The sequence below is a fragment of the Kineothrix sp. IPX-CK genome (assembly GCF_039134705.1).
GTDB classification, from domain to species: domain Bacteria; phylum Bacillota; class Clostridia; order Lachnospirales; family Lachnospiraceae; genus Kineothrix; species Kineothrix sedimenti.
In genome coordinates this window covers 3,052,688-3,075,066 of record NZ_CP146256.1, presented here as the reverse complement: position 1 = coordinate 3,075,066, position 22,379 = coordinate 3,052,688, and the positions used below count along the sequence as shown (strand labels likewise).

Annotated in this window: 20 protein-coding genes; 17 read left to right on the top strand and 3 right to left on the bottom strand. The window is 44.9% G+C overall.

Annotated elements, in window-relative coordinates; genetic code table 11:
* Positions 1 to 94: 94 nt before the first annotated feature.
* From V6984_RS14740 to V6984_RS14685, 12 genes are all read left to right on the top strand, one after another.
* Positions 95 to 1,420 carry a folylpolyglutamate synthase/dihydrofolate synthase family protein gene (locus V6984_RS14740; protein WP_342756374.1) on the top strand — a complete coding sequence of 442 codons (1,326 nt, stop codon included), beginning with the start codon at positions 95 to 97 and terminating at the stop codon, positions 1,418 to 1,420.
* Positions 1,398 to 1,958, top strand: a complete 561-nt coding sequence (gene folE / locus V6984_RS14735) for a GTP cyclohydrolase I FolE (protein ID WP_342756373.1) — start codon at positions 1,398 to 1,400, stop codon at positions 1,956 to 1,958. The genes V6984_RS14740 and folE overlap by 23 nt, the downstream gene beginning before the upstream one ends.
* Before the next feature lie 54 nt (positions 1,959 to 2,012).
* Positions 2,013 to 2,510: an HD domain-containing protein gene (locus V6984_RS14730; protein WP_342756372.1), complete on the top strand. Its 498-nt coding sequence runs from the start codon at positions 2,013 to 2,015 to the stop codon at positions 2,508 to 2,510.
* Positions 2,511 to 2,562: 52 nt separating this feature from the next.
* Complete coding sequence (folP, locus tag V6984_RS14725; RefSeq protein ID WP_342760018.1) at positions 2,563 to 3,378, top strand: dihydropteroate synthase; 816 nt, start codon at positions 2,563 to 2,565, stop codon at positions 3,376 to 3,378.
* Between the two features lie 26 nt (positions 3,379 to 3,404).
* The gene (gene folK / locus V6984_RS14720; protein WP_342756371.1) at positions 3,405 to 4,235 is read left to right on the top strand and encodes a 2-amino-4-hydroxy-6-hydroxymethyldihydropteridine diphosphokinase; all 831 of its coding nucleotides are present in this window, start codon (positions 3,405 to 3,407) and stop codon (positions 4,233 to 4,235) included.
* 148 nt (positions 4,236 to 4,383) lie between these two features.
* Positions 4,384 to 5,511 (top strand): prephenate dehydratase, encoded by a 1,128-nt coding sequence (pheA, locus tag V6984_RS14715; RefSeq protein WP_342756370.1) that lies wholly within the window; start codon positions 4,384 to 4,386, stop codon positions 5,509 to 5,511.
* Positions 5,512 to 5,524: 13 nt separating this feature from the next.
* A complete protein-coding gene (locus V6984_RS14710; RefSeq protein ID WP_342756369.1) occupies positions 5,525 to 6,826 on the top strand; it encodes an ATP-binding protein in 1,302 nt (433 codons plus the stop codon).
* Between the two features lie 69 nt (positions 6,827 to 6,895).
* Entirely contained in the window at positions 6,896 to 8,440 is a 1,545-nt protein-coding gene (locus V6984_RS14705) for an HD domain-containing protein (RefSeq protein ID WP_342756368.1), read from the top strand.
* A 17-nt stretch (positions 8,441 to 8,457) separates the two neighbouring features.
* Entirely contained in the window at positions 8,458 to 10,602 is a 2,145-nt protein-coding gene (locus V6984_RS14700; RefSeq protein ID WP_342756367.1) for an RNA degradosome polyphosphate kinase, read from the top strand.
* Entirely contained in the window at positions 10,595 to 11,185 is a 591-nt protein-coding gene (locus V6984_RS14695) for a Maf family protein (RefSeq protein WP_342756366.1), read from the top strand. Before V6984_RS14700 ends, V6984_RS14695 begins: the two co-directional genes overlap by 8 nt.
* Before the next feature lie 15 nt (positions 11,186 to 11,200).
* On the top strand, positions 11,201 to 12,001 hold the full coding sequence (locus V6984_RS14690) for an HAD family hydrolase (protein ID WP_342756365.1): 801 nt from the start codon (positions 11,201 to 11,203) through the stop codon (positions 11,999 to 12,001).
* 83 nt (positions 12,002 to 12,084) lie between these two features.
* The gene (locus V6984_RS14685) at positions 12,085 to 12,348 is read left to right on the top strand and encodes a glyoxalase (protein ID WP_342756364.1); all 264 of its coding nucleotides are present in this window, start codon (positions 12,085 to 12,087) and stop codon (positions 12,346 to 12,348) included.
* 58 nt (positions 12,349 to 12,406) lie between these two features.
* Here the strand turns inward: V6984_RS14685 and V6984_RS14680 are convergent, their stop codons facing one another.
* Positions 12,407 to 14,101, bottom strand: a complete 1,695-nt coding sequence (locus V6984_RS14680) for a Cof-type HAD-IIB family hydrolase (protein ID WP_342756363.1) — start codon at positions 14,099 to 14,101, stop codon at positions 12,407 to 12,409.
* Between the two features lie 141 nt (positions 14,102 to 14,242).
* Positions 14,243 to 15,880 (bottom strand): ABC-F family ATP-binding cassette domain-containing protein, encoded by a 1,638-nt coding sequence (locus V6984_RS14675; protein WP_342756362.1) that lies wholly within the window; start codon positions 15,878 to 15,880, stop codon positions 14,243 to 14,245.
* 214 nt (positions 15,881 to 16,094) lie between these two features.
* On the opposite strand from V6984_RS14675, the gene V6984_RS14670 reads away from it, so the two are divergent.
* From V6984_RS14670 to V6984_RS14655, 4 genes are all read left to right on the top strand, one after another.
* Entirely contained in the window at positions 16,095 to 17,405 is a 1,311-nt protein-coding gene (locus tag V6984_RS14670; protein WP_342756360.1) for an MFS transporter, read from the top strand.
* Positions 17,406 to 17,432: 27 nt separating this feature from the next.
* Entirely contained in the window at positions 17,433 to 18,257 is an 825-nt protein-coding gene (locus V6984_RS14665) for a glycerophosphodiester phosphodiesterase family protein (RefSeq protein ID WP_342756359.1), read from the top strand.
* 144 nt (positions 18,258 to 18,401) lie between these two features.
* On the top strand, positions 18,402 to 18,974 hold the full coding sequence (locus tag V6984_RS14660) for a DUF3298 and DUF4163 domain-containing protein (protein ID WP_342756358.1): 573 nt from the start codon (positions 18,402 to 18,404) through the stop codon (positions 18,972 to 18,974).
* Positions 18,975 to 19,256: 282 nt separating this feature from the next.
* A complete protein-coding gene (locus V6984_RS14655) occupies positions 19,257 to 20,105 on the top strand; it encodes a GGDEF domain-containing protein (protein ID WP_342756357.1) in 849 nt (282 codons plus the stop codon).
* Between the two features lie 11 nt (positions 20,106 to 20,116).
* On the opposite strand, the gene V6984_RS14650 is transcribed toward V6984_RS14655, so the two are convergent.
* Positions 20,117 to 20,998 (bottom strand): AraC family transcriptional regulator, encoded by an 882-nt coding sequence (locus V6984_RS14650; RefSeq protein WP_342756356.1) that lies wholly within the window; start codon positions 20,996 to 20,998, stop codon positions 20,117 to 20,119.
* 150 nt (positions 20,999 to 21,148) lie between these two features.
* On the opposite strand from V6984_RS14650, the gene V6984_RS14645 reads away from it, so the two are divergent.
* Positions 21,149 to 22,330 carry an MFS transporter gene (locus V6984_RS14645; protein ID WP_342756354.1) on the top strand — a complete coding sequence of 394 codons (1,182 nt, stop codon included), beginning with the start codon at positions 21,149 to 21,151 and terminating at the stop codon, positions 22,328 to 22,330.
* Positions 22,331 to 22,379: the final 49 nt, after the last annotated feature.

The window sequence follows — 22,379 nt, the reverse complement described above, 5'->3', positions numbered from 1 at the left end:
GAGGATAATTATTTCCAAATAAAAAAATATTATTCTCTGCGTATTTTTACAGTCAGAAAAATTGTACGTAAAAATAGACAGGAAAGGAGCGGATATGAACTATAAGGAAGCTATGGAATATATGGAGGAAGTAAATCAATACGGGAGTGTACTCGGTCTCGACAATATGAGAGAACTTTGCGGACGGTTAGGAAATCCGCAGAATGATTTACGCTTTATCCATATTGCAGGTACTAACGGAAAGGGTTCTGTTCTTGCATATCTTTCAACGGTTTTTAAAGCGGCAGGATATAAGATAGGAAGATACATATCGCCTGTTATTTTTGAATATAGGGAACGGATACAGGTCAATGGGCGTCCAATTACTAAACAGGCATTGTGCGAATGTCTGGAAGAGATCAAGCAGATGGTTGACGAAATCGTGGAGGAAGGTTTGCCGCATCCAACGCCTTTTGAAATCGAGACGGTTATGGCCTTTTTATACTTCAAAAAAATGAAATGCGACATTGTAATATTGGAAACAGGGATGGGTGGCTTGTCGGATGCGACCAATATCATTTCAAACACTGTAGCGGCAGTGTTCGCATCGATCAGCATGGATCATATGCAGTATCTTGGAAAAACACAGGAAGAGATTGCCGAGAATAAGGCCGGAATCATAAAAAACGGTTGTTATGTAATTAGTGCGGTTCAAAAAACGGAGGTTTTATCTATTTTAATGAAACGGGCAGAAGATAAAAACAGCCCTTTTTTTGTAGTAGAAGAAGAAAGAATTACGCGGGTCAAATATGGTGTGGAAAAGCAGCGGTTTTCTTATGAAGGTTACAAGGATTTGGAAATTGGACTGGCAGGGAAACATCAGATTACGAATGCGGCGCTTGCAGTAAAGGTGATTGATGTATTGGGGCAGGCAGGCTATCCGGTTAAGGAAAAAGCGCTCAGGACGGGGCTTGCGGATACGGTGTGGCGAGGGCGGTTCAGCGTGATAGGAAGAAAACCGCTATTCATTGCTGACGGTGCGCATAACGAGGATGGAGCGAAGAAATTAGCCGATTCTATTCGCTTTTATTTTACAAATAAAAAGATAATTTATATAATGGGAATATTGAGGGACAAGGAATATGATAAAATTATAGGCGAAACCTATGGGTTGGCGCAGGATATCATTACGATCACGCCCCCGGGGAATCCCAGAGCTATGCACGCTTATGACTTGGCTAAGGAGGCGGAGAAGTTCCATCCGAGAGTGACGGCTTCCGACAGCTTGGAGGAAGCCGTGGAACTTAGCTACTTGCTGGCGGATAAGGACAGCGTCATTATTGCCTTCGGCTCCTTGTCTTATCTTGGGGGATTAATTAGAATTATAGAGAATAGAGATAGAATCAGGAGTGATACACATGGTAAATCGGAAAAAAGTTGAAGAAGGTGTCAGATTGCTTTTAGAAGGGATTGGAGAGAATGTTTCGAGAGAAGGACTGATAGATACGCCGGACCGGATGGCGAGGATGTATGAAGAGATATTCGGCGGAATGGGAGAGGATGCTGCAGAACATCTAGCAAAAACCTTTACGGCGGAAAATAATGAAATGGTAATAGAAAAAGATATCGTATTTTATTCTACCTGCGAGCACCATATGATGCCTTTTTATGGAAAGGCCCATGTGGCTTATATTCCTGACGGGAAAGTGGTAGGAATTTCCAAATTGGCGAGGACAGTGGAGGTATATGCGAAACGTCTGCAGATACAGGAGCAAATGACTGCGCAGATAGCGGATGCAATTATGGAATATCTGAATCCTCAGGGGGTAATGGTCATGATAGAGGCGGAGCATATGTGCATGACCATGAGAGGAGTGAAGAAGCCGGGCAGCAAGACGGTAACCTTTGTGACGAGGGGTGCTTTTGCAGAAAATGAGAAACTGCAGAACACCTTTTTCCAGTTGGTTAATTCCCATTGATATGTCTCCGCCAGAAATAATATGTATTGATAGAAGAAGCGAGGTTATGGCCGGATGGAGAATATAAGCAAGGAAAGAGTGAACAAGATATTAGAGCACACATCTTATAAAGAGTATGTATGTAAAAATGAAAAAGCGGAAGCCGGACGCAAGTTCTGCCGTCACGACATGGTTCACTTTCTCGATGTGGCTCGGATTGCCATGATATTGAAGCTTAAGGAGGGGCAGCAGGCCGAGGAAGAACTTATATATGCGGCAGCTCTGCTTCATGATGTCGGAAGGCATGTTCAATATGAGGAAGGAACGCCTCATGAAGAAGCAAGTGCTGTGTTAGCAGCACCTATCCTTGCGGATTGCGGGTTCGATGATAAAGAAACAAGTGTTATTTTAAAGGCGATTGCTTCTCATAGAAACCCGCAGACGGCTTTGGAATCTGGACTTTCCGGTTTGTTGTACCGTGCGGATAAGTTGAGTAGAAGCTGTTTTTGCTGCGAGGCGGAGAAGGAATGTGACTGGAAAAAGGACAAGAAAAATATGCGTTTGATATGGTAGTTCTGACAGAACAGAAAATATATAAAGAGAGAGGACAGCACAAATGCAGACGATGAAAATAGGCAGTAAGGATTTCGAAGTGAATAAGCATACTTACGTAATGGGAATCCTCAATGTAACGCCGGATTCTTTTTCTGACGGCGGGAAATTTAACGACATGGACAAGGCGTTAATGCGTGCGGAAGAAATGATTTCGGAGGGCGCGGATATCATAGACATAGGCGGCGAATCCACCAGACCCGGTTACATACAGCTTTCCGACGAGGAAGAAATCGAACGAACCGCACCCGTGGTAGAGGCGGTAAAGTGCCGTTTCGATATTCCGGTATCGCTGGATACATATAAAAGTAAGGTGGCACTTGCAGGAATAAAGGCCGGAGCCGATCTCATCAATGATATTTGGGGACTGAAATACGATAAAAACATGGCGGCGGTAATAGCAGAAAGCGGGCTTCCCTGTTGTCTCATGCACAATAGGAGCAAGCCGGATTATAACGATTACATGCAGGATGTAGCTGCTGATTTGGCAGAGACAATCCATCTTGCGGGAAAAGCAGGTATTGCAGATGAGAACATCATTCTTGACCCGGGGGTGGGATTCGGCAAGACTTATGAAAACAATCTGGAAATCATCCACTGTCTGGAAGAACTTAGAATATTCGGCTATCCTATACTATTGGGAACGAGCCGAAAGTCGGTAATCGGCCTTACTCTGGATCTTCCTGCGACACAGCGGGTGGAAGGAACGTTGGTAACTACAGTATTTGCGGTAATTAAAGGCTGCTCCTTTGTCAGAGTGCATGACATCAAAGAAAATGTGCGGGCAATCCGTATGGCGGAAGCGATACTTATGCAGGGTAACAGCTGAATAGTGGAAGGAATATCACAATAAATATGGAAAATAGATCATACGATATTATCAAAATAGAAAACCTTGAGGTATTCGCCCATCATGGCGTATATTCGCAGGAGACGGCAGAGGGTCAGAACTTTTATATCAATGCGGCCTTGTACGTGAATACGAGGGGGGCAGGACAAGCTGATAATTTAGAACTATCCGTTAATTACGGTGAGGTATGTCATTTCATGAACGATTATATGAAAAATCATACCTATAAGCTGATAGAAGCGGCAGCGGAGCATTTGGCGGAGGCGGTTCTTCTTTCTTTCCCGCTTTTGAGGCAAATAGAGCTTGAGATTCGAAAGCCTCACGCTCCCATAGGCCTGCCCTTCGAATCCGTATCGGTAAAGATTAGAAGAGGATGGCATACTGTTTATCTCGCCTTGGGATCCAGCGTGGGGAAACGGGAGGAATATATAAGCGGTGCAATAGAGTCCATGGGGGAAGAAGCGAAAATCCGCGTAAAAAGAGTATCGGACATAATTCGGACAGCTCCCTACGGCGGAGCCGCAAAGGAAGAATTTCTAAACGGAGCGCTTAAAGCGGAGACCTTGTTTACGCCTGAGGAGTTGCTTGATTATCTCCATATGTTGGAAGAAAATGCGGGAAGGGAGAGAACGATCCATTGGGGTGACCGTACCTTGGACGTGGATATTATCTTCTATGATGATATTGTTATGTCAACCGACAGCCTCACGATACCCCATAAAGATATGCAGAATCGTGATTTCGTACTGATTCCGCTGATACAAATAGACCCGTACATTCTACACCCTCTGCTGCATAAGACCGTAAGCTCTTTATTAAAGGCGCTGCCAAAATAGCCGTTAATTTACTTGCTATCAAGTAGGTTTTGTTATAAGATAAAATTTGATAAATTATGAGTGATTCCGTAAGCACAAATGAGTGTGAAACGCGGTAAAGTATAAGTAAAATGCAGGTAAAAAGCAGGTTGTGAAAGGAACCCATAGTATGGATTTGACGAAATTAAGGGAACAAATAGACGCTATTGACGGGCAAATCGTAAGGCTGTATGAACAGAGGATGGAGATATCCAGACAAGTAGCGGAATATAAAATCGAGACGGGCAAAAAAGTTTTCGATAAGGATCGGGAAGCGCAGAAGATCCGCAGCGTGAAGTCCATGACCCATAATGAATTCAACAGTCATGGAATCGAGGAGCTGTTCGAGCAGATTATGTCTATGAGCCGTAAGCTGCAATACCAGATGCTGACAGAAAAAGGGAGCATAGGAAGGCTGCCGTTTATTGGGATAGACCGTCTGGATATGGAAAATGCGAGGGTAGTATTTCCCGGCGCCGAGGGGGCCTATACGCAGGCGGCTATGCAGCAGTATTTCGGTAAAGACGTGAATAATTTCCATGTGGAAACTTTCCGAGATGCGATGATAGCCATCGATGAAGGAAGCGCAGATTATGCGGTGCTTCCTATCGAGAATTCCACCGCAGGTATCGTAAGCGAGATTTACGATATGCTCGTTGAATTCGAGAACTATATCGTAGGCGAACAGATCATAAAAATCGAGCATTGTCTGATGGCGGTTCCGGGTACGAGGCTTGAGGATATTAAGACTATCTATTCCCATCCCCAGTCGCTGATGCAAAGCTCCAGATATCTTCAGGAGCATGCGGCATGGAAGCAGATCAGCATGAATAATAACGCTTTTGCGGCCAGAAAGGTATCTGAGGATAAAGACAGCACGCAGGCGGCCATCGCCAGCGCTTATGCAGCAGAAACATATGGGCTTGAGATATTGGAAAAGGGCATCAATCGCTCCAGCACCAATTCAACGCGTTTTATCATTGTGACCAATCAGAAAATATTCTTAAAAGACGCCAAGAAGGTTAGTATCTGCTTCGAGGTGCCTCACGAGAGCGGCTCTCTTTATCATATGCTGTCGCATTTCATTTACAACAATCTCAATATGAATAAAATCGAAAGCCGTCCCACTCCGGATCGCAACTGGGAATATCGGTTCTTTATCGATTTTGACGGTAACCTTGCGGACAGCGCGGTAAAAAATGCGCTGAGGGGTCTGAGGGACGAAGCGAGAAATATGAAAATACTAGGAAATTATTAGAGGTAGGATGACAATGCGGGAAAATGAACTGATTGTATATAAAGACTTCGAGGAAGAAGCGTTGCTTTATGATATGGCATGGCTGATGAGCCATTACGACGACGATTTTTTTAATATAGAGGACAAACGGGCACTTTTATACGAATGTATGCACCATCTCATCGACCTGGCAGGGCATCATGGATTCTACGGGAATCTGTGGCACTGCTATCTGACCAACCTTCTTGTGAATAACGAAAATAGCTACAGCAAGGCATGTGAAATAAGGGGCGAGGTGGGAGGAACCATCAATCAGGCCGTTCTTCATGATATTATAATATTTAAGGAGTTTTACGACTTCGACTTTTCCGGTATGATGGAGCTTTTGGGAGTGGAGGCTTTTTCTCTCATTCTTTCTTATGACGGCTGCGAGCAGGAAAGCAAGGTATATAACGAGCGCATTTGCAAAAGCATCTGTACGCTTGCGGTGAAATTCACGCAGAATGATTCGCCGGAAGAAATGAAGGCAACCCTTACGGAATTCTATAAGGAATATGGAGTAGGGAAGTTTGGTTTACATAAATCATTTCGTGTATCCCATGACGAGGACGGTGTCTCCATTGTTCCGATATTGAACATCGCTCATGTGTATTTGGATGATTTGATAGGCTATGAGCTTCCCAAGCAGAAGCTCATAGAGAATACGGAGGCCTTTGTGGAAGGAAGAAAAGCCAATAACTGCCTGCTCTTCGGTGATGCGGGCACCGGCAAATCCTCCAGCATCAAGGCGATTGCCAATGAATATTATGACAGAGGACTGCGCATTATCGAGGTGTATAAGCATCAGTTTCAGGATTTGAACGATGTCATTGCTCAGATTAAGAACCGGAATTATAAATTCATTATTTACATGGACGACCTTAGTTTCGAGGAATTTGAAATTGAATACAAATACCTAAAGGCGGTAATCGAAGGCGGGCTGGAGAAAAAGCCCGATAACGTGCTTATATATGCTACTTCCAACAGAAGGCATCTGATAAAGGAGACCTTCGCGGATAAGGAGGGGCGCAGGGATCAGCTCCATGCCAGCGATACGGTTCAGGAAAAGCTGTCTCTCGTCTACCGGTTCGGCGTGACGATTTTCTTCTGCTCGCCGGATAAGAAAGAGTTTCAGGAAATTGTCCGAAAACTTGCTATTCGGTATAAGATTACGATGCCGGAGGAAGAGCTTTTGTTGGAGGCAAATAAATGGGAGCTTTCCCATGGCGGGCTTTCAGGACGTACCGCCCAGCAGTTTATCGATTACCTGCTGGGGAAACGTGAAAATAAATTCTAGATCAGAACGCCGCACTGCGGGGGAATTTCTATTTTTACGTCAAAAGATAAAAGGAGGATTGCTATCGGCATGAAAACATTTGCGGCAATAGACGTAGGTTCCTTTGAGTTATCCATGAAAATATTTGAAATATCGGCAAAAGACGGAATGAGGGAAATTGACCATATCAGGCACCGTATCGATTTGGGGTCGGAGACATATGCTGCGGGAAAAATGGCTAACGATAAAGTGGATGAATTGTGCCATTATCTGAATGAATATACGAAAATCATGAAATCCTACAGAGTGTCGGAGTATAAGGCGTATGGTACCAGTGCGATAAGAGAGTCGGAGAATACGATCATCGTTCTCGACCAGATCCGTCAGCGGACGGGCATCGATATTGAGGTGCTGAGCAATTCGGAGCAGCGCTTTCTGGATTATAAATCCATCGCTTTTATGGGAGAGGATTTTAACAAGTTCATTGAGAAGGGGACGGTCATCGCTGATATTGGAGGCGGCAGTATCCAGATTTCCCTTTTTGACAAGGACGCACTTGTGGCGACTCAGAATCTTCGTCTGGGTGTGCTTCGTCTGAGGGATTATATGAATCAGCTGGGAGCAGGAAGCGGGCAGTACGAGGCGCTGATAGAGGAGATGGTGAACGCCCAGCTTTCGGTCTTTAAAAAGCTGTATTTAAAGGAACGCGAAATCAACAACATCATCATCGTGGACGATTATATCTCCGCTCTTGTACAAAAAAGCATCTTTTTGGAAAAAGTAAACGGATACGTGGATGCGAAGAATTTTGAGTACCTTCTCGAAGTATTCCGGGAAAAAACGGTACAGGATCTGACAAAGCTCTTCGATATGCCGGAGGAGAATATCACACTGCTCTATATCTCCTGCATTTTGCTGAAAAGAATGATAGAGGTAATGAATGCGGAACTGCTCTGGGCTCCGGGTGTAACGCTGTGCGACGGCATCGCTTACGAATATGCACAGAGTAATAAAATTGTCCTGCCGGAGCATGATTTTGAACAGGACATCATCGCTTGTGCCAGGAATATCAGCAAGAGGTATATGGGGAGCAGGAAAAGGGGAGAAACCTTAGAAAAAATAGCGCTCACCATATTCGACAGCATGAAGAGAGTGCACGGGCTTGAAAAAAGAGACAGATTACTGCTTAGAATCGCTACGCTTTTGCACGACTGCGGAAAATATATCAGCATGGTGAATCTGGGTGAGTGCTCTTACAGCATCATCATGGCGACGGAGATCATAGGCCTTTCCCATGCGGAGCGGGAAATCGTGGCAAACGTGGTGAAATATAATCATTCGGAGTTCGTATACTACACGGAAATGGGGAGAGAATCGGAGCTTAGCAGAGAGACCTATTTGAAAATGGCCAAGCTGACCGCCATACTCCGGATAGCTAACGGTTTAGACCGAAGTCATAAGCAGAAGTTCAAGGACGTTAAGACGGCCCTCAAGGACAATGTACTAACAATTACAGTAGATACCAACGATGACATTACGCTGGAAAAAGGAATGTTCAGCAGTGGAGCTGAGTTTTTTGAGGAGGTATACAGTGTCAGGCCGATTATCAAGCAGAGAAGAAGCTTAAAAGCGTAAACAGAGTGGAGGATTTTATGAACGGCAAGGAAAGTGAAAAGAAAAAGGTTGCGGATTATAATAACTACACGAACCGGGAACTGAGCTGGATCCTCTTTAACAAGCGGGTGCTCAGCGAAGCGAGGGACAAACAGAATCCACTTTTTGAGAGGCTGAAGTTTTTGAGCATAACGGCCTCTAATTTGGATGAATTTTTTATGGTACGGGTCGCTTCCTTAAAGGATATGGTAAATGCGGGTTATACCAAGCCCGACCTTGCGGGAATGACGCCGGAAGAACAGCTTCAAAGGCTGAACGAGGCGACTCATGAGCTGGTAAACCTTCAATACTCTACATATAAGCGGTTGCTGGTACCCCTGTTATTGCAAAGCGGCCTTCGTATCATAGAGCATCATGAGGACATGACGGTGAAGGAGGCGGAATATGCGGATAAGTATTTTATGGAAAACGTATATCCTGTCCTTACCCCTATGGCAGTGGATTCCTCCAGACCTTTTCCTCTGATTCGTAATAAATCCTTGAATCTGGGAGCTCTGGTAAGAAAAAAAGACGGGGAAGAAGAATTGGAATTCGCCACGGTTCAGGTACCCAGCGTGCTTCCGAGAATCGTGCCGCTTAAGGTGGAGAATGAAAAGGAAAAAGTGGTGATTCTCTTAGAGGAAATCATCGAAAGAAATATAGAGAGGCTGTTCTTGAATTACAATATTGTCTGCGTTTACCCTTTTCGCATTATGCGAAACGCCGATTTGAGCATAGAGGAGGATGAAGCGGAGGATTTATTAAAAGAAATCGAGAAGCAGCTCAAAAAAAGACAATGGGGACAGGCAATCCGTCTGGAGGTGGAAAGCGGTATCGACAAGCGCCTCCTGCGTTTGATTGGCAGTGAGCTTTCCATTATGGAGAAGGACATTTACCAGATAGATGGCCCTTTGGATTTAACGTTCCTCATGAAGATGTACGGTCTCGATGGTTTCGACCATCTGAAGGAGTCCGGATACGAAAAGCCCCAGCCGGTGCCGGAGCTTCCGGCAGAGTGTGATATTTTTGAAAGGATACGGGAGGGAGATATCCTGCTGCATCATCCGTACCAGACCTTCGCTCCGGTGGTGGATTTTATAAGGCAGGCGGCGAGGGACCCTGCGGTTCTTGCCATTAAGCAGACACTTTACCGTGTCAGCGGGAACTCACCTATTATTGCGGCGCTGGCTCAGGCGGCGGAGAATGGAAAGCAGGTGTCTGTTCTGGTAGAGCTGAAGGCGCGTTTTGACGAGGAAAATAACATTGTATGGGCGAAGATGCTGGAAAAAGCGGGATGCCATGTCATCTACGGTCTCGTGGGTTTAAAAACACACAGTAAGATAACCCTTGTGGTAAGGCAGGAGGAAGACGGCATCCGAAGATATGTGCATCTTGGAACGGGTAATTATAACGATGCTACGGCAAAGCTCTATACGGATATGGGCATGTTCACTTGCAGCGAGGATATCGGGCAAGACGCTACTGCTGTATTTAATATGCTGTCAGGCTATTCGGAGCCGCGTACATGGAAAAAATTGTCGTTAGCGCCCCTTTGGCTGAAGGACAGATTCTTATATCTCATAGGCAGAGAAGCGAAATATGCGAGAGAGGGCCGGCCCGCCCGCATTATTGCAAAGATGAATTCCTTGTGCGACAAGGATATTATAGAAGCCTTATACGAGGCTAACGCAGCGGGAGTGCAGATAGAACTCATTATCCGCGGCATTTGCAGTCTTAAGGTGGGAATCCCCGGGATAAGCGATAATATTAGCGTGCGCTCTATCATAGGAAATTTTTTGGAGCACAGCAGAATATTTTATTTTGAAAACGGTGGCAATAAGGAGATTTATTGCGGCAGCGCGGATTGGATGCCCCGTAATCTGGAACGGAGGGTAGAGATTCTCTTTCCGGTGGAACGTCATGAGCTGAAGGAAAAAATAGTGCACATTCTGGAAGGCGAGCTTATGGACACGGTAAAAGCGCATATATTACAGCCTGACGGAAGCTATGAGAAGGTGGATAAGAGGGGAAAAGCGATTTATAATTCTCAGAAGGAATTCGCACTGGAGGCGGTTGCCGAGGCACAGGAAGGAAAAACGGCGGAGGACGATCGTATATTTATACCGGAGACTCATCATGAATAGAATAATATTAGCATCGGCATCGCCGAGAAGAAAAGAACTGTTAAAACAAATTGGTATAGAGTATGAAGTGATTCCATGCCAAAAGGAAGAAAAAATGACCAAAAGTCTGCCCTATGAAATTGTTCAGGAGCTGTCCTATCAGAAAGCGGAGGAGGTCTGCAGCCTCCTTACGAAACAGGGAGAGGAAGCATTTACGGTTATCGGAGCGGACACGGTAGTATCCTTTATGGATATGGTAATGGGAAAACCAAAGAGCGGAGAAGATGCCTGCGAAATGCTGAATAGACTTCAGGGCAACGTACACCAGGTATATACCGGTGTGACCATTTGTTCCAAGGAAAGGAACGAGCCGGCCATATTTTATACTTTTTATGAGAAGACAGATGTTTCCATGTATCCAATGAGTTCAGAAGAAGTTTGTGCATATGTGGAAAGCGGTGAGCCTATGGATAAGGCCGGCGCCTATGGTATTCAGGGAAGATGTGCCGCATATATCCAAGGGATCTGCGGAGACTATAATAACGTAGTGGGATTGCCTGTAGGAAGGCTCTATCAAGAGATGAAAACAAGGAATTTATTGTAAAGGTAAGGTTTGATAATGATAAAATTAATCGCATCAGATATAGATGGAACTTTAATTAAAGACTCTACGCCGGATTTATATCCTGAAATGATGAAGGCCATAAAGTCTTTGATCGGTCAGGGAATCGTTTTCTGTGCAGCAAGCGGCAGGCAGTATGACAGCATCAAGAATGTGTTCCGCCTCGTCGATGAGGATATTGTATTTATAGCCGAGAACGGTGCGCAGATTCGCTATCAGGGAAAGGACATCAGCATAACGCCTATGAACAGGCAATATGCGGAAGAGATTATAAAGCAGTTGCGGGAATATGGCAGGAACTGCGATATCCTCGTATCCACACCCGATGGATCTTTGCTGGAAAGCAGGAATAAAGAGTTCATCGATTTGATAACCTATGGATATCGCAATAAGTTCACTCTCGTCAGAGACGTTCTTGAGGAAGATGTCCAGATTATTAAAGTATCCGTTTATCAGAAGGAGAGTATCAGAGATCTGGGAGAGGGAGTCTTGATCCCCCGCTGGAAGGATAAAGTGAAAGCCTGTATGTCGGGTGAAGAGTGGGTGGATTTCATGGATGCCTCTGTAGACAAAGGGCATGCGCTGGCTTTTGTTCAGGAATACTTTCACATAAAAAGGGAAGAAACAATGGCTTTTGGTGACAATCACAACGACATCGGAATGATGCGTGCCGCGGGAGAGAGCTATGCGGTGGAAACTGCCAGAACAGAGGTGAAAAATGCCGCAAAATACATCTGCCCTTCTTATTTGGAAAAAGGTGTATATCAGGTGGTAAAAGGCTTGATAAATGAGCAGTGACAGTATATAGTAATGGTAATAGATAATGTGTTGTGCCTGTGGAAAAGAGCTTGCAGGCCATAAAGAAAGGAATGATTATTTAGATGCACGAATATGATGATGTTGTACTATCATGCTTTCTAAAGAAGCAAAAACAGTTATTTCCCGAGAATGTAGCGGAGACTCTTGAGGAAGCAGAAGCGTTTCTGGAGGACTGTATGGCGGTAGTAGTGAACTCGGTGCAGGAGGTATGGGAATATTTCGATGAAGAAGGTGTCGATATGGAAGGCGCGGATGAAGAAGAAATTTTAAGTGCACAGGAAGTGTTCGATGTCGGCGACGGAAGATACTTAATTGTGGAGGGGTAAAACCCCTCCGTTTTTTTGTAATAGGACTAGGTGTCAAAAGGTCTTTTTGCGAATATCTTTATAGACAGGACAAAAGGATGGCTGCAAGCCCGTCCTGATTGTTGTCGGCGGCCGTAATGATGTCGGCTGCTTTTTTCACGTCCTCTTTCGCATTCAGCATGGCAATGCCTACCCCTGCAGCCTGAATCATAGAAATATCGTTGGAAGCATCCCCTGCGGCGATAGTGTTTTCTATGGGAATATCCAGCAGCTCGCACAGTTTTACTACTGCGGTTTCCTTGCCGGAGGAAGCAGGAAAAATCTCCAGATATTTATCGTTGGAATAAAGAAGGCTCAGCTCTCCTTCCGTAAAAGGGAGTAATGACTGACGGAAATGCTCCAGCTTTTCCTTATCGTGGATCTCGATAGCGAGGCATTTGCATGGCTCCCTATCGAGGGGCTTCATAATATCTTCGCTTATAATGACGGGACTGTGGATGGATCTTTGATATACATGCAGTTCATCGTTGTCCGCAGGGCTGATAATATGGGTATCGGTATAGGTCTGGCAGTGGATGCCCTGCTCCTTAGCCATCCTCGCTACGATAGCCACCTGCTCCATGGAAAGGGAGATGCGGGAGACTACTTTCTGCGCTTCACAATCGTAGATTTCTCCTCCGTTATATCCGATGAGATACATGCCGGGAAAGTCCAGACCGAGAGAATCTTTTACATCTTTTATGCTGTCGATTGCTCTGCCGGAGGAAAGCGCCAGCTTGTTGCCCGCAGCAGTCCATTTTTTAAGCGCCTCCATAGTAGCAGGGGTTATTTTTTTTTCTTTCGTCAGTAAGGTGCCATCTAAATCGGTAAAAAATATCTTTGGTTTATTATTGTCCATTTGACGTGTCAAATTGTGCTCCATTTCTTTTCTCTTCTTTAAGTTGATCAGTATCTCCTCGGGAATCACCAGCTTTCCGTATCCTGTAGCCATCTCTAGTGAGGGCTTGGTGGAGCCGTGAAAGTCGGAACCGCCGCTGATACATAAATTGTACTTGTCGGCGAGCTTGCGCATCTTCCATTCTTCGGAATGACTATAGGTGCTGTAAACGGCTTCGATGCCCATGAGTCCGGCGGCTTTCAGCTTGCGGGTCAAAGTATCCAGTCTGGCATCACTCATGTGGTAAAGGATGGGATGGGCCAGAATGGGGATGCCGTCCGCCTGTAAAATAAACTGCACGGCCTGTTTCGGTGTGATTTTCTCTCTGGGGACAAAATATTTGGTACGGTCGCCTACATAACGGTCGAAGGCTTCGTTCATGCTCGTTACATAACCGTGCTCCAACAAATATTTCGCATAATGACCTCTGGTAATGACCGAACCGGGAAAGGCCTCCAGCAATTTTTCGTAGGAAATGTCTATGCCCGCACTGTTAAGGTTTTTACACATTTTCTCGTTGCGGGAAAGACGCGAATCTACGAAGGACTTGATGTGCTTCTTGAAAAATGGGGTTTCATAATCGATATACAGTCCTATAATGTGAATATCCTTTCCTTCGTATTCGGTGGATAGCTCGATGCCGGGAATGACCTCCAAAGAGTTTTCTTTTGGCAGCTTTTTGGCTTCCTCCATCGCTTCAGTGAGGCCGTCCGTGGTATCGTGGTCGGTCAGGGCGAAGGCGGACAGGCCTTTTTTTACGGCGAGATGCACGAGAGCGGCGGGAGAGAAGCTTCCGTCGGATTTATTGGAATGTACGTGTAAATCTACGATATTCATGAAAAATCTCCTTATGGTTATGAGGGCAGACAACGAGTAACACGCTTCACGAATTGCTTTTATGTTAAGACAAAGGAGCTGAAATTCCAGCCCCTTTTCTAAACCGAATATACATTCGGCTGCCGGAAATGAATTCCGGCTTTAATTATCGTCTTCTTCGTTTTTATTCGTATATACGGTACGTTTTCTCGCCATTTCATCGCTGGCAAGATATTCGTCGTAGGTAGTGATCTTATCGATGAGCTGTCCGCCCGGAAGGATTTCCATAATGCGGTTAGCGGTGGTCTGTACGAATTGGTGATCGTGGCAGGCGAACAATTCTACGCCCGGGAATTTGATAAGCCCGTTATTGAGTGCGGTGATGGATTCCATGTCCAAATGATTGGTAGGCTCATCTAAAATGAGGCAGTTAGCTCCGCTGATCATCATCTTGGAGAGAAGACACCTTACCTTTTCACCTCCGGAGAGAATTTTCACCTTCTTTACGCCGTCGTCTCCGGCAAAAAGCATACGGCCTAAAAAGCCGCGTACATAAGTTACGTCTTTAACGGGAGAATAGCCGGTCAGCCAGTCCACAATGGTGTAATCGTTGTCGAATTCCTTCGTGCTGTCCTTGGGAAAGTATGCCTGTGAGGTGGTAATGCCCCAGCGATAGGAGCCCTCGTCCGGTTCCAGCTCACCTGTAAGAATCTGGAACAGCGTTGTTTTTGCCAGCTCATTACTGCCTACGAATGCGATTTTATCGCTATGTCCTACAATAAAGGAAATATTGTCGAGCACTTTTTCGCCGTCGATGGTCTTGGAAAGCCCTTCCACCGTCAGTACCTCGTTGCCGATTTCACGGTCGGGACGGAAGTCCACATAAGGATATTTTCTGCTGGAGGGCCTGATGTCATCCAGTTCAATTTTTTCCAATGCGCGCTTTCTGCTGGTAGCCTGTTTGGATTTTGAAGCATTCGCGGAGAAACGGGAGATAAATTCCTGAAGCTCTTTGATTTTCTCTTCTTTTTTCTTATTTGCTTCCTTCATCTGCTTGATGAGGAGCTGGCTGGATTCGTACCAGAAATCGTAGTTGCCGGCATAGAGCTGAATCTTACCGTAGTCGATGTCCGCAGTATGTGTACAGACCTTATTCAGAAAATAGCGGTCGTGGGATACGACGATGACCGTATTCTCAAAGTCGATTAAGAAGTCTTCCAGCCACCCGATAGCATCGAGATCCAAATGGTTGGTAGGCTCATCAAGAAGGAGGATATCCGGGTTGCCGAACAGAGCTTTTGCAAGAAGGACTTTTACCTTTTCATTTCCGTTTAAACTTCCCATGATGGAGTAGTGAAGGCTCGTATCGATGCCGAGGCCGTTTAAGAGCATAGCAGCACCAGATTCGGCTTCCCATCCGTCCATCTCGGCGAATTCCGCTTCTAACTCGCTGGCACGGATGCCGTCCTCTTCCGAAAAATCTTCTTTTGCATAAATAGCATCCTTTTCCTTCATAATCTGATAGAGACGCTCGTTGCCCATGATGACCACATCGGTAACGTTGTATTCGTCATATTTGAAATGGTCCTGCTCTAACACCGACAAACGCTGGCCGGGAGTAATGGCGATATCTCCGTTAGTAGTGTCAAGCCTGCCGGATAATATTTTGAGGAAGGTGGATTTGCCGGAGCCGTTGGCTCCGATAAGTCCGTAGCAGTTTCCTTCGGTAAATTTAATGTTAACGTCTTCGAATAACGCTTTTTTTCCAATACGTAACGTAACGTTGTTTGCACTAATCATTGTTATAAGCCTTTCTGAAAAATATTTGGTAAGAATAGAGGTTTATCTCATCCTTTCTTATTGTACAGAAAATCGAGGATTTTGCAAGGGTTTCTTGGGATTGCGGTATATTTCCGGCGTATTTCACATAAATTTGACATGGATTTATGGATAACTGCATGTTATGATAGGAATAGCATGTAGAAAGGTATAGAATGAGGGAGGAATTTCACATATGAAATTAAATTATAGGAGAACGGTTCTTATTGGACTGGCGTTTCTGTCCATATCCGGTTTCTGGCAGATATATGACAGCATTATCCCGCTGATGCTCCAGAACACATTTCATCTGGGTGAGACACTGACAGGTACGCTGATGGCTATGGATAACGTACTGGCCATCTTTTTACTGCCGTTGTTCGGGCTGCTTTCCGACAAGGCGGATACGAGAATAGGAAAAAGGATGCCGTTTATCGTAGGCGGAACGTTGTTTGCGGTAACCTTTCTCATGATTCTTCCTATAGCGGACAGCGAAGAAAACCTGATTTTATTTCTTGTGATTATGTTTGCACTTCTGCTTTCCATGGGGTTGTATCGTTCTCCCGCAGTAGCGCTCATGCCGGATCTGACGCCAAACCGTTTGCGAAGTAAGGCGAATGCGATCATCAATTTGATGGGGGCCGTAGGTGGTGTCTATGCGCTGCTTATGATAAAGTTTCTCGTGGGTCCAGGCAAACGCCCGGATTATTTTCCGCTGTTTGTCAGCATAGGCGGTCTGATGTTCGTTGCAGTTGCCGTACTGTTTTTCGCCATTAGGGAGAAGAAGGTTGCGGCTTTGGTGGAAGCGGAGGTAGAGGCTTATGAGGCGGAAAGCGGAGAGATTATCGACGCGGCGGTTGGGGAGACGAAAGAGGATGTTGCGAAAGAAGCTATGCCGAAGGATGTTAAGCGAAGCATGGTTTTCCTTTTGGCTTCGATTTTCCTATGGTTTGCAGCTTATAATGCAGTAACCACTGCATTTTCCAGATACACGGGAGTTGTGTGGAATATGGAGGGAGGAGGCTTTGCGGATTGTCTGATGGTAGCGACGGTGGCGGCTATACTCAGCTACATTCCCATCGGAAGTATTGCGAGCAGGATAGGGCGTAAAAAGACGATAATGGGTGGCATTGTTGTGATGAGTGCATGTTATTTCGCGGCGATATTTGCAGGCACCTATCATCCGGCGATCAATATAGCCTTTGCGCTTATCGGTATAGGATGGGCGGCCATCAATGTGAATTCTTACCCTATGATCGTGGAGATGAGCAGGGGAAACGACATCGGCAAATCCACGGGAACCTATTATACCTTTTCTATGGCGGCGCAGATATTTACCCCGATTCTGTCGGGCTTCTTATTAGAGAGCATTTCCTATAGGACATTGTTCCCTTATGCATTTCTATTTTCGGCGGCGGCCTTTCTTACGATGATGCAGGTGCGCCATGGAGATTCCAAGCCGGTGAAAAAGAAGGCAGCATTGGAGAACTTCGATTTAGACGATTAAATTTTAAATGATACGAAGGACAGAAAAATGACAGTGATAATCAGCATTATAATAATTTTAGCGGTACTATATTTATTGGCTATCATGCCCCGTATGGTGCACAAGCCTGATAAGACTCCTTTTATGGGAGTCTTATACGCGCATAGAGGGTTGCACGATAACGAAGGAGACGCTCCTGAAAATTCATTAAAGGCATTAAAAAAGGCGATAGACAGAGGCTTCGGGGTGGAGCTCGACGTGCAGCTTACCAAGGACAAGATACCCGTCGTATTCCATGATTTCACGCTTAAGAGAGTGTGCGGTGAGGAAGGGAAAGTTTCGGACTATACGTATGATGAGCTTCAGCAGTTTCATCTGTACCGTTCCGATGAGAAGATACCGAGGTTCGAGGATTTTCTGAAACTGGCGGACGGTAAGATTCCTTTGATTGTGGAACTTAAAATTGAATGGACGGATGTTTCCGTCTGTGAGCTGGCTGACAGGCTGTTGAAGGAGTATAAGGGAGCCTATTGTATAGAATCCTTTAATCCGCTCGGACTTATCTGGTATAAGAAGCACCGCAAGGAGGTTATGCGGGGGCAACTTTCGGATGTATTTAAGAAGGAAAATGGTCTGAAGGGGCCGCTGTACTTTTCTTTGGAGCATTTGCTCCTGAATTGTGTAACGAAACCGGATTTTATTGCATATAATCATAAATATCATAGAATGCCATCCAGATGGATATGCAGAAGATTGTTTGGGAATCTTGCGGTGGCGTGGACTATAAAGACACAGCAGCAGCTCGATATGAGGAAGAAGGACTTCGATTTATTTATTTTTGATAGCTTCATTCCTGAAAAAAGAGTTAAATGAAAGAAGAGGTAGGAGAGGTAAAAGAAAAGGGAGGGGAATGACGCGGAAAAGCAGGTAATAAATGTTACTTTTGAAGAGAAAACCGAGGAATATACCGCGAAAGATAAGACGGTACTTCTTACTATCAAAGAAACCATACCTACGGTGGATATTGCCGGAAATAAAGAGGCATCACAGGCGATCAACAATTATATCAGAACCTTTAATTTGCATGGAATGTCTGTGGAGGATGCGAAGAAATGGGCAGATGAGGATTATATAACCAGAGGCAGGGACAATTGGTACGGCTATGATATGCAAACGGTCTTTTCCCTGAAAAGGGCCGATGAAAGGGTCATCAGCTTTCTTGTGACTGCATCGTCTTATATGGGCGGAGCTCATCCCAATACGATGGAGGCAGCTTTGAACTTCGATCCAAAGACAGGAAACAGGCTGACGCTTGCGGATGTAACTACGGATGAAAGGATGGCGGTTAAGGAAATTACGAATGCAATTTTGGAGCAGACGAAGCAGGAGAAATATACGGGGATGTTTTTTGAAGGATATGAGAGCAGTGTCGGAGATTTGCTGACGGAGGACACTTGGTATCTGGGAGAGAGAGGCTTTCATGTTATCGGGAATGAGTATATTATTTCGCCTCATGCGGCGGGGATTTTGAATTTTGTGATTCCGTATACGGAGGCGGGATTTTTAAAGGAGAAGTATACCATCATTTGACAAGGTTCTAATAGTTGATTACAGAAGACAAAACAGAGTTATCCGGTGTACGTAATGGAATAGAGGTATTGGATGGAGCGAAGTGTAGATATTAGGAATAGAGCTTTTTATTATATTAGTATAATGACATTCTTCCTTTCTATCATGTGTGTGATCGGGAATGTGATAACGAAGTATCCGATGAGCGCTAATTATAAATGGTTTTATTTGCTTTTTGTTTCAGTTTTATCTATTTTAGGGAGTAAGAGTGTTTATGAGTCTTATTTGCAACTGTTTCTCAGTTTGAATATTATCTTAGTGATTCTTCCTGTTGGCTGGCTGAACGGCGGAAGAGGGAACAGCAGTGCAACGGCATATTTGTTCTTGATTATGATAGGTATTATCCTGCTTTATGAGAATAGGCTCAGAAAAATACTTTTAGTTATTTTGGGACTGACGGTAGCGGTTTTGTTTTATATCGAGTATCGATTTCCTGAGATATTGAAGGTCTATGATTATGATATGCTGTTTATGGATAGGCTCATACAGCTTCCGATAACCTTAGTCGGAGGTTTTCTGATCCTTACTCTGTATTCCGATACATATATCAGGGAGAGGGAGAAGTTGAACGAGTATAGTATACAGCTTCGGGAGGCGAACGAGAAGCTGGAGTATCTGGCGAGTAAAGACGTGCTTACCAATATTAGCAATAGGCGTATCTTTGATATAAAACTGGAAGGGATTATCGATACGAAGGAGCATTTTGAAAAAGAGATTTATATCGTGCTGTTCGATGTGGATTTATTTAAGGAAATAAATGATAGTTACGGTCACAGCACGGGGGACAGGGTGTTGAGCGAGATTGCCAGAGGGCTGAATCCCCTGCTGAATAAAGAATCTCTTCTTTCCAGGTGGGGAGGAGATGAATTTTCTATCATTTATTATGGCACTGAGGAAGGTGTGATCAGTACGGTCGATAAATTGAATAAAATATTAAAGGGAATAAAACTGGACTATGATAAGGAAGTAACGGTAAGCATAGGTATAACCAAGATGCAGGAAACGGATACTATGAGCAAGGTGTTCAAAAGAGTGGATAAGGGACTGTATAAATCGAAGTCGGAGGGCAGGAATAAGTATTCTATCATATAACTTGTAGCTGCTCATCGTTTTTGAAAAGCCTTGGGAGATATTCCGTAGGTCTTTTTGAAAAGTCTGCAGAAATACCCCACATTATCGAAGCCCGTACTCAAAGCGACGGCGGTAACGGTGCTTTTGGTTGTTGACAGCGCTTCCCTGGCCCGGTTTAAGCGGTATTCAATCAAATAATTGACAGGCGTCGTCTGGACGCCAAAGTGGAAGCAGCGAAGTGCCTCGCTCTTGCTTATATTGGCGGAAGCGGCGATATCCTTGAGAGATATCTTCCGGGAATATTCCTCGGATATGAATTGCAGCATCATTTGTAAACGAGGCTGGATGAAAATATTTCCTTCTGCGTTTCTTTGAGACAAAGAGCTTTGTATTTGTACAAATAATTCGGACCACATGGAGCAGACAAGGGTTTGCAGGGTGAGTTCCCGCATCAGTCCCCGAGTCTGCGCTTCTTCATAAATGCGGTGCAGCGTATTCAGAATATCTGCCTGCCATGCCACATTGGACTTTAATAAGACGTAGGAGCAGTTAGAGGATATGATGGGATATACATATTTCTTATATACGAGAGAGGCGCTGGGAGCGATGAACTCGGGGGTAAATAAGATATTAGGCATATGCCCAGTGGCAGGTGATTCGAAACGGTGGATGATGCCGCTGTTAATGAACATACCGTCACCGGCATGGATGCGGATACGCTCATTTCCAATCAGGCAATCGATGGGGCCCCGGTCTACGAAAATGATTTCAATTTCGTTGTGCCAGTGCCATTCCACATACTGTTTATTGAATTTCTTAATATCATCAAAGTAATATTCGAATTGAAAATCTGAGCTTCCATGAGTTCGTGTTTCCCGTAAGGTATCATCCGTAATGATTTCTGTGACCTGCATAATGTATACGTCCTCTCCTTTTGCATTGCTTGAAGATATTTTATCATAAATTGAAGAAATAATGCAAACAATGAAGATGAAGATTGTGATATAATGCAAAAACGTGTGACTGACACGAGATAAAATCGAGAGAGAACGAGGATCAGCTCTATGAAGAACGGCTATAAGAAAACGATCAACGCCTGTTTCATTGCATATATAGTACAGGCGATCGTGAATAATTTTGTTCCGCTGCTATTTCTGACCTTTCAAAATAGCTACGAAATACCCCTTGCGAAAATCACCATGCTCATTACCATCAATTTTGGTATCCAGCTTCTGGTGGACATGCTGTCCGTGGGTTTTGTGGACAAAATTGGCTATAGGGCATCTATGCTGCTTGCCCATATTTTCGTGGCTGCCGGTTTGATATCCCTTACGATATTGCCGGAGTTATTTTTCGACCCGTTTATCGGACTGCTCATGGCGGTAATAATTTATGCGGTAGGAGGCGGGATTCTTGAAGTGCTGGTAAGTCCGGTGATGGAGGCCTGTCCTACGGATAATAAGGAAAAGGCAATGAGTCTGCTGCATTCCTTCTATTGCTGGGGACATGTGGGAGTAGTTCTGATTTCCACGATATTCTTCCGCGCGTTCGGTATCTCTAATTGGAAACTGTTGGCGCTGGTATGGGCGTTTATCCCGGTTATAAACGCAGTGATATTTGCAAAGGCTCCTATCGCCTCGCTTATCGGAGAAGGTGAAACGGGACTGACGATAAAGGAGCTTTTTTCCAAGAAGATATTCTGGGTGCTGATGCTTATGATGGTATGTGCGGGAGCCAGCGAGCAGGCGGTCAGCCAGTGGGCATCCACCTTTGCGGAAAATGGCCTGGGAGTGAGCAAGACAGTGGGAGATTTGGCAGGGCCTATGTCTTTTGCTACAATGATGGGTATATCGAGAGTATTCTATGGAAAATACGGCGAAAAAATTAACCTGGACCGCTTTATGGGATACAGCGTACTGTTGTGTGCAGTGTCCTATCTTGGCATATCGCTCATACCCGTTCCGGCGCTGGGATTGGTAGGATGTGCGTTATGCGGACTTTCGGTGGGAATTCTCTGGCCCGGCACGTTCAGCAAGGCAGCAGCGGCTATCCGCGGCGGAGGAACGGCGATGTTCGCTCTGCTGGCGCTGGCAGGCGACTTGGGCTGCTCGGGCGGGCCAACGGTGGTAGGAATAGTTTCCAGCTATTTCGGAGACAATTTGAAAGTCGGTATTTTGGCTGCGATCGTATTCCCTATTCTGCTGCTTTTTGGAATTGCGGGTAGCAGGAAACTGAAAGAAGCATAATCTTATTTAATTGCAGTCAATATATTGTCTTGCGTTCCCATGGCAGTAG